General features: G+C 65.6%; 6 protein-coding genes. 3 read left to right on the forward strand and 3 right to left on the reverse strand.

Going from position 1 to position 9,132, the window contains the following annotated elements; genetic code table 11:
• Window positions 1-90: 90 nt before the first annotated feature.
• The gene (locus tag GOC52_RS05160) at window positions 91-477 is read left to right on the forward strand and encodes an SseB family protein (RefSeq protein ID WP_191850810.1); all 387 of its coding nucleotides are present in this window, start codon (window positions 91-93) and stop codon (window positions 475-477) included.
• 141 nt (window positions 478-618) lie between these two features.
• Window positions 619-936, forward strand: a complete 318-nt coding sequence (locus GOC52_RS05165) for a hypothetical protein (protein ID WP_010483505.1) — start codon at window positions 619-621, stop codon at window positions 934-936.
• A gap of 133 nt (window positions 937-1,069) precedes the next feature.
• Here GOC52_RS05165 and GOC52_RS05170 read toward each other — a convergent pair whose 3' ends face one another.
• The 3 genes from GOC52_RS05170 to GOC52_RS05180 all read right to left on the reverse strand — a co-directional run bounded on the left by GOC52_RS05170 (window position 1,070) and on the right by GOC52_RS05180 (window position 6,732).
• Window positions 1,070-4,654, reverse strand: coding sequence for an ABC transporter permease/M1 family aminopeptidase (locus GOC52_RS05170; protein WP_191850812.1), 3,585 nt, complete (start codon window positions 4,652-4,654; stop codon window positions 1,070-1,072).
• 12 nt (window positions 4,655-4,666) lie between these two features.
• Complete coding sequence (locus tag GOC52_RS05175; protein WP_010483501.1) at window positions 4,667-5,569, reverse strand: ABC transporter ATP-binding protein; 903 nt, start codon at window positions 5,567-5,569, stop codon at window positions 4,667-4,669.
• 131 nt (window positions 5,570-5,700) lie between these two features.
• A complete protein-coding gene (locus GOC52_RS05180) occupies window positions 5,701-6,732 on the reverse strand; it encodes a LacI family DNA-binding transcriptional regulator (RefSeq protein WP_191850814.1) in 1,032 nt (343 codons plus the stop codon).
• A gap of 258 nt (window positions 6,733-6,990) precedes the next feature.
• Here GOC52_RS05180 and GOC52_RS05185 point away from each other — a divergent pair, with 258 nt between their 5' ends.
• A complete protein-coding gene (locus GOC52_RS05185; RefSeq protein WP_235303972.1) occupies window positions 6,991-9,129 on the forward strand; it encodes a type I secretion system permease/ATPase in 2,139 nt (712 codons plus the stop codon).
• The last annotated feature ends 3 nt before the right edge of the window (window positions 9,130-9,132 follow it).

The following is a 9,132-nucleotide window of genomic DNA, read 5'->3' on the forward strand; positions in this document are numbered from 1 at the left end:
GGTGGGTGCCAACCTCGGTTGGCACGCTCTTCGAGCAGTCGAGCAGGCTCGACCCTACAATAGGCCCCCCTCACGCCCTGCCGTACCGCCATGACCGACCTCGCCCCGCATACCCCGATCGAAACCCTGCTGAAGGCGGCGATGGACGGGGCGGTGCCGATCCGCGCCTTCATGGAGGCCTTCGTCGCTTCCGAGGTAGTGCTGCTGACCGGCAGCCTGGTCACGCCCGACGGCAGCGGCTTCGACCCGCTGCTGTTCGACAAGCAGGGCATCCTGCACGTGGCCGTGTTCACCGATCCATCGCGGGTGGGCATCTACAGCCAGCAGGCCCAACACCAGATCCGCTGGTTGATGCTGGACGTTCTGCGCCGCGTGCCGGGGGGCTACGGCGTGGTGATCAACCCAGGCACTCCGCTGGGCTTCGAGATCTCGCCCAGCGGCGTCGGCGAGATCCTGAAGGACTTCGCCCAAGGCTGATTGTCCTGTAGAGCCGAGCCCATGCTCGGCTGCCGTTCGCGCAATGCCGGATCAGTCGAGCACGGCCCGACCCTACAGAACGCTTCCCTTCGGGTGCCGTACGTGATCCCCTTTGGTTGACACCAGGATCGAGGCTCTGCCATGGAATTGAGGGAACTACCTGCCGGCTCACCAGCACGATCACGCCATTCCCGCTCCGCACTGATCTTCCTGATCTCAGCGATCGTTGCCGCGCTGGTGTCCATGCCCCTGCTGCGCGCGGTAGGCATGGTGCTGTGGCCGGTGTTCGTCATTGCCTGGCTGATCAACCTGGGCGCGGCCTGGCATCTGGCCCAGTGGGCGCGCCAGCAGGGCCGTTCGGCGTGGGCGTTCGGGTTGCCGGCAGCGTTCGGCACCGTCGCCTCGATCGTGGTCTATGTGCTGCTGGCATTGTTGGGGCCGAAGGCCGCGGTGCACTGAGTTTTCGCGGCTGCCGTGGACAATGTGCCGAGCATGGCTCGGCACTACAGCAGGGCCAAGCCAAACAGAAAGGCCGAGCCAAGCCCGCACGTGTTGCGTGGAGCGCCGGCGCACAGGCCGGCGCCACGTTGCCTCACATCGTCACCTTGCGCCGGTTGTCGTCGCTCACCCGGTCGATCAGCTTGTTATACGGATCGAAGCCCGCTTCATCCGGCTTTTCATCCACGGTCACCGTGATCTTCGGATCGGCGCTGGTGATGTGATGACGCTGCAGGTACAGCACTATCTGGTCGCGTTCCTTGCCTGAAGGCCCGTTGGCGAACACGCCGATCTCGATCCAGTCATCCATCTTCCCGTCGCTTTCCTGGCCCTTGCCGTCGGCATATTGCTTGGCAGCATGCAGGTCCAGGGTCACGTCGTAGCGGCCGTCATCGCGCTGGCGGGCGCTGGCGACCATCACCCGGTTGTCGTAGAAACTGATCTTCTCGAACAGGTCGGTAACCAGCGGCTGGCGGTCGGCCGGGGTCTCGGCGCGGATGTAGGCCAGCAATTCGCGCGAGGTGGTGTAGGGCGGTTGCTGGTAACCCTTGTCCTGCAGGAAACGCTTCAATGCCCGGTTAAGCGCCTGCTCGCCGATCTCCTCGCGCAGCCGGTAGAACACCAGCGAACCCTTCTGGTAGTGGATGTACTGCTGGTTCTCCACACGTTCCAGCGGCTGTTCCTCGATGGCCTCGCCACCACGCCCGGACAGGTAGCCGTCCAGTTCGCGCTTGAGGAACTGGCGCATGTGCTGGCGGCCGTACTCCTGCTCCATCACCATCAGTGCCGAATACTGCGACAGCGATTCGGACAGCACCGTCGCGCCCTGCACGTTGGCACCGATTACCTGGTGCGCCCACCACTGGTGTGCGATCTCGTGCGCGGTCACATAGAACACGTAGTCCACCTTGTCCGGGTCACGCAGGTCGGCGATGAAACCGATGGCCTCGGAGTAGGGGATGGTGTTGGCGAACGACTGCGCGAAGCGCGCATAGCCCGGGAACTCGATGATGCGTACCTGGCGGTGCTGGTACGGGGTGAAGTTCGCTTCGTAGTAGGCCAGCGACTTCTGCACCGCCTCGATCATCCGGTCCACGTTGTAGCCGTGCGCCGGGTCGAAGTAGACCTCGATCGGGATGTCCTTGTACTTTGCCTTGCGCACCTCCCAGCGCGCCGACAGATAGGCGTAGAAGTTCAGCATCGGCCGGTCCATGGCATAGCTGAAGCAGCGCCGGCCATTGACCGTGCTCTCATGCTGCAGATAGCCAGGGGCCAGCGCCACCTGGTCTGGTGCCGTGCAGATCGTGGTGCGGAAGTCGAGCCAGTCGGCGTCGTTGGAGATGTACGTGTTGGCACGCGCGGCTTCGTCTTCCAGCTTGGGCATGCGCCGCGGCTCACCCAGGTCGCGCTTGCGGCGTTCGTTGCGATCGCTGATCTCCGCGCCCTCGTTGTAGCCGAACGACGGCAGTACGCGGCTGTTGAAGAATGTGCCGTTGCCCACGATGTTGCTCGGTGCCTGGCCGGCGGTGATGCCATTGGGTTTCTGCACCACCCGGAAATGGACACGGCGGCTTTCGCCCGGTTGCAGAGGCTTGTCCAGCCGGTAGATGCGATACCCCAGGTCCTTGTCATGGAAGGCCATCGTCTGTCCGCCAAGATCGGCGGCTACCAGCTGTTTGTCATCACCCATCGAGACATGCAGTTCCGGAATCGGCTGCGCGTGGAGATTGCGGATCGTCCAATTCGCATCGATCACCATCGACTGCGATTCCGGGAACAGGTCCACGCGGTTGTCCACGGCGACAATGCGTGGTTGCGGCAGGTTGCGGTACTTCGACAGCTCGCGCTCGTAGCGGGCCTGCAGGTCCAGCTGCTGGTCGGGCGAGACGAACTCGTTGCGGATGTTGGTGCTCCAGTACAGCCAGCCGCCCACGGCGACAAAGGCCAGGGCGGCCACTGCGGCGAAGGCACCGGTCGGGCCACGCAGGCGGCGGCCGGCCAGGGCCAGGCGCTGGCGCAGGCCCTGGCTGACACCCCGTACCCAGAAGGCCGACGCCAGGCACATCAAGGTCAGCAGGAACAGGGCCCAGTAGCCCTGGAATGCCAGCTGCCCGGTCAGGAAGTGGCCGTAGCCGTTCATGTCCGAATAGGGTGCGTTGGGCCAGCTGCCGAAGTTGTACAGGTTCTGCGTGTAGTCGAGCATGCCCAGCACACCCTGACCGATCATCACCACGATCAGCAATGCGTAACCGACGAACTTGTTGTTGGTGAGCACCTGCAGCACCAGCGCCAGGCCCCCCATGAGGATGTAGACCACCGAATCCAGCGCCAGGCTGCGCAGGTACAGCAGCGGCTCCAGATGCGTGTAGCCCTTGGCCAGCTGCACGCCCATCGCCGCCAGCGCGCCGGCGGCCTGGAAACAGACGATCACGGCCAGCAGTGCGGTGAACTTGGCCAGCAGCGGCACCCAGTTCGGCACCGGCATGGCATCGGTCACTTCATTGATGCGCGCGCTGCGTTCCTTCCAGACCAGCTCACCGGCGAAGAACAGCACGATGATCACCAGCAGCCAGCTGAAGGCCCCCTGCAGGCCCATGATCATCTGCGAGGTGACCGGCCAGATCGAGGTGCCGTACAGGGTCTGCCGGAACAGCGCGCTGGGCAGGAAGTTGGCCAGGCCCAGTACCAGCAGCACGATGAACGGCACGCTGCGCAGGACGCCACGCGTATCGAAGCGGACCTGGCGCAGGAACTGCTGCCACGCGGTGGTGGCGGTGAACGCCGGTACCACGCGCGGCAGTGTCGCGCGGCTGGGGCGGATGCCGGTGGCATCGGCAACCGGTTGCGCCTGCCTGCGGCCCCAGCGCCGACGGCCACTGCCGCTGCGCTCGGTGCGGAACAGCGCGAAGGTAGCGGCGAACAGCGCCGCCGCCACAGCCAGCCACAGGACACGGTTGGCCAGCAGATAACCGGCCAGCTCGGGAATCCCGTTGTTGCGCTCGGCGGTGGACCAGTAGCGGATCGTGCGGCCCAGTGCGCGCATGCCCAGCGGTTCGCTCAGCACCGCGATCCACGTGTTGTCGATGTCGCGCAGCAAGGCCGCGCTTGCGCCATACAGCACCAGGTAGGCCACCAGGCCGATGTAGACCCACAGGATCGAGCGGGTCAGCGCCGCCAGCAGCGACAGCAGCGCGGTGGTGAACAACAGGTTGGGAATGACGATGACTGCGAACGTCCACGCATAGCCCTGCCAGCTGATCGGGCCCATGCGTTCGGGATCGACCCACGGCATGAATGGTGCCAGCCATAGGCCGAACGCGATCAGCACGTAGACCAGCAGGCCTGCCGCCAGGGCGGCGGCGATGCGCCCGGCCAGATAGTCGCGGCGTTTCACCGGGCTGGCGAAGATCAGCTCGGCGGTGCCCAGTTCGAAGTCACGCAACAGCGCGTTGCTGACGAACAGCGCGGTGACCAGCATGCCGAGCAGGGTGAAGATGCCCAGCATCTGTGCGATCACGGTGGGCGCGTTGCTGTGCACGTTGCCGGCGCCACCGCCAATCTGCACCGCGTCGCTGGACGCGGCGGCGAAGGCAAGCAGGGCGAACAGCCCGGCCAGCAGCCACAGCAGCGGGGAGCGCAGCTGCTCGCGCAGCTCGAAGCGGAAGAAGTTGAAGATCATGGCGTGCTCCGCTCAGGCTGCCGCGCGGGCACGGGCCTGCAGGCGCAGGCGCTGGAAGTACACGTCCTCGAGGTCGGGAGCCACGGCCGCGAAGCCGTCGCCGGGGTCGTTGGCGCTGTGCACGTGGATCACCGGGCGGCCACCGACCAGGCGGGTGGACAGCACCACGTAGCGTGCTTCATGGTCGGCCAGTTCCGACGGATCGACCTGCTTGCGCCAGACCTGGTGCTGCAACGCGTCGATGGCCTCGGTAGGCCGGCCGGTCAGCAGCACCTGGCCCTTGTTCATGATCGCCATCGTCGGGCACAGATCGGTCACGTCCTCGACGATATGGGTGGACAGGATGACTGCCACGTTCTCGCCGATGGCCGCCAGCAGGTTGAGGAAGCGGTTGCGTTCCTCCGGATCGAGGCCGGCAGTGGGCTCGTCGACGATCACCAGCCGCGGGTCACCCAGCAGCGCCTGGGCGATACCGAAGCGCTGGCGCATGCCGCCGGAGTAGGTGCCGAGCTTGCGCTTGCGCGCGTCCCACAGGTTCACCTGCTGCAGCAGTCCATCGACCACCTCGCGGCGCTGCGCGCGTTGGGTCAGGCCCTTGAGCACCGCGAAATGTTCCAGCAGGTCCAGCGCGCTGACTTTCGGGTACACGCCGAAATCCTGCGGCAGGTAGCCCAGCCGGCGGCGCACCGCGTCCTTGTCGCGCAGTACGTCGATCGGCGCCTCGCCTGGAATGGTGAGGGTGGCCGTGCCGCTGTCGGCTTCCTGCAGGGTGGACAGCGTGCGCATCAGCGACGACTTGCCGGCGCCGTTCGGACCGAGCAGGCCGAACATGCCGCGCGGGATGTCCAGGGTGACGTTGTTGAGGGCATGCACGCCGTTGGCGTAAGTCTTGGACAGCGAATCGATCTTCAGCATGCGACGTACACCTTTCCATGGGCGATGTCTGCGCGTTATCCGCGCATCGGCTTCCGTGCGCATCCGCCGTTGGTCATGGGGGGAGAATTCCGCCGTCGCACGTTGAGGCGTGGCGGGAGGTCTGGTGGCGCTTACCGGCGCAGCGACGATTCCCGCACCACCAGCTTCACCGGGATGCTCTGGCTCTCCACCGGTTGCCGGCCGATCAGCGTCAGCAGGCGCTCTACCAGCAGCTGGCCGGCCTGCTTGGTGTCCTGCTGCACCGTGGTCAGCGCCGGGGATACCGAGGCCGCCAGCGGGATGTCGTCGAAACCGGTCACCGCCACGTCCTGCGGCACCCGTAGCCCGGCCTCGCGCAGGGCGCGCATCGCACCGATGGCGATCAGGTCGCTGGCGGCGCAGATCGCATCGATCGGTTCGCCGCGCGCCAGCAGCGCCTGGCAGGCCTCCTGGCCGGAAGCCTCGGTGGTGATCGCATCGTGCTGCAGCGCCGGTTCGGCGGCCAGGCCGTGGTCCTGCAGGGCCGCGACATGGCCGCGGTAGCGCTCCTGGAATTCGGGGTAATGGCTGGAGGCATGGCCGAGGAAGGCGATGCGGCGGCAGCCTTGCTGCAGCAGGTGGGTGGTGATGTCATGCCCGCCCTGGAAGTTGTCGCTGCCGATCGACACGCCGGGCTGGCCGGGCAGGGCGGCGCCCCAGCGCACGAAGTGCGTGCCCTGTTCGACCAGCCGCTGCAGGCGGTCGCGCGATTCGTGGTAGTCGCCGTAGCCGAGCAGGATGATGCCGTCGGCCTTGTTGCTGTCCTCGTAATCGGCCTGCCAGTCGGTGGACAGTTGCTGGAACGAGACCAGCAGGTCCTGCCCGTGCAGCGCGCAGGCGCGGGTGATCGAGCCCAGCATCGAATGGAAGAACGGGTTGATCAGCGAATCGTCGTTGGTCGGGTCCTCGAAGAACAGCAGGGCCAGGGTGCCGGCGTTGCGCAGGCGCAGGCTGGAGGCGTTCTTGTCGACCTTGTAGTTCAGCTCGCGGGCGATGCGCAGGATGCGCTCGCGGGTCTCGGCATTGACCATCGGGCTGCCCCGCAGGGCCCGCGACACGGTGGGCTGGGAGACCCCGGCCAGGTGGGCGATGTCCAGGGAGGTGGCTTTGCCTTTGATCGTCATGGGAACGGATAGGGAACGTGCAGCGATCATGATGCCATGAGGCTGGCCCTCCGCTTGCAGGTGCGCTCCTGTCTGGATGAACGGGATTGATGTTAAAAAATGTGACCAATTTGTCACTTTGACCTGATTTGCACAAAAGCGCATTCAGCAGATGGACAGCTGCCATGGCATGGCCCTAGAGTCCGCGCACCAGGGGACAACAAGGCAGTTGACGTGGGCAGTAACGGATCAGGGATCGATCTGCAGGAGTCGCTGTGCTTGGACGATGGAGGCGCGCTGGCGTGCTTCGTCGCCCTGTTGGGGTTTCTGGATCGGCCTGCCGACCCCGACCAGCTCCGGCACCAGCTGGGCCACCCCGAGGGCCGTATCGATACACAGGATCTGTTGCGGCTGGCCAAGCGGATGGACGTCAAAGCACGCGTGGTACAGGCTCGGGTTACCGCGCTGCGCGACCATCCGCTGCCCGCCATCGCCTGCCTGGCCGACGGGCGCTACACGCTCGTACTCAAGGCCGACGCCGAGAACGTGTTGTGCTTCGACGCTGCGGCCGACGGGTGCCCGGTCACGCTGTCGCTTGGCGAGTTCTCGCAGGAGTTCGATGGCCGCCTGTTGCTGATGACCACGCGTGAAAGCGTGGCTGGCGCCGCGAGGCGCTTCGATGTCGGTTGGTTCATTCCTGCCTTGGTGAAGTATCGCCGCCTGCTGCGTGACGTGCTGGTAGCCTCGTTCTTCCTGCAGTTGATGGCACTCATCACGCCGCTGTTCTTCCAGGTGGTGATCGACAAGGTACTGGTGCACAAAGGCATCACCACGCTGGAAGTGCTTGCCCTCGGCCTGCTGGTGGTTTCGGTGTTCGAAGTGCTGATGGGCGGGCTGCGTACCTACCTGTTCTCGCACACCACCAGCCGCGTTGATGCCGAACTTGGCTCGAAGCTCTTCTCCCACCTCACGCATCTGCCATTGGCCTATTTCCAGGCGCGCCGGGTGGGTGATTCGGTGGCGCGCGTACGCGAACTGGAGACCATCCGCGAGTTCCTCACCTCCTCAGCGCAGACGGTGGTGCTGGATCTGTTCTTTGCCATCGTGTTCCTGGCCGTGATGTGGCTGTACAGCCCCGCATTGCTGCTGATCGTGCTGATCACGCTGCCGCTGTACGCGGTGGTGGTCATGGTGGTCGGGCCGATGCTGCGGCGTCGGCTGGATGAGAAGTTCGTGCGCGGCGCCGAAAACCAGTCGTTCCTGGTCGAAGCAGTGACCGGTGTGGAGACCATCAAGGCGCTGGCGGTCGAGCCGCAGGCGCAGAACCGCTGGGACAAGCAGCTGGCGGGCTACATCCAGGCCAGCTTCCGCGCCAGCATGCTGGCCAACTGGGGCTCGCAGGCGGTGCAGCTGATCCACAAGCTGGCCACGGTGGCGCTGCTGTTCTTCGGCGCGCGGCTGGTGATCGACGGCAAGCTGACCGTGGGCGAACTGGTGGCGTTCAACATGCTTGCCGGGCAGGTTGCCGGGCCGGTGCTGCGCCTGGCGCAGCTGGCCCAGGACTTCCAGCAGGCGCGCATCGCCGTGGAGCGGCTGGGCGACATCCTCAACTCGCCTACCGAACCGGCCAGCTCACCCTCGCGTGCCAGCCTGCCGGCAGTGGATGGCCGCATCGCGCTGGAGCATGTGTCGTTCCGCTATCGCCCCGAAGGCCAGGAAGTGTTGTCGTCAGTCAGTCTGGAGATTGCTCCGGGTGAGATCCTCGGCGTGGTCGGTCCCTCGGGGTCTGGCAAGTCGACCCTGACCAAGCTGATCCAGCGCCTGCACACCCCGGAGCGTGGCCGTGTGCTGGTGGATGGTGTCGATCTGTCCATGGTGGACCCGGCGTGGCTGCGGCGGCAGGTGGGTGTGGTACTGCAGGAAAACCTGCTGTTCAACCGCAGCGTGCGCGAGAACATCGCCATGGCAGACCCGGCGATGCCGATGAGCCGAGTGGTGGAAGTGGCCAAGCTGGCCGGCGCACACGATTTCATCCTGGAGCTGCCCGAGGCCTACGACACACGCATCGACGAGCGTGGTGGCAATCTCTCCGGCGGCCAACGGCAGCGCCTGGCGATCGCGCGTGCATTGGCGATCGATCCGAAGATCCTGATCTTCGACGAGGCGACCTCGGCGCTGGATGCGGAGAGCGAGGAAGTCATCCAGGACAACCTCAAGCGGATGTCCGCCGGCCGCACCGTGATCATCATCGCGCATCGTCTGTCGGCGGTACGCCAGGCCAACCGCATCGTGACCCTCGAACGTGGCCGCATCACCGAGACCGGCACGCACGAGGATCTGCTGCGCGCGGGAGGCCGTTACTCACTGCTCTACACCAAACAGATGGGCCTGCCCGCCGTGGCCGCCCCGTTGAACTGACCA

Origin of the sequence: Stenotrophomonas sp. SXG-1 (assembly GCF_014083965.1) — a bacterium.
GTDB lineage: Bacteria > Pseudomonadota > Gammaproteobacteria > Xanthomonadales > Xanthomonadaceae > Stenotrophomonas > Stenotrophomonas geniculata.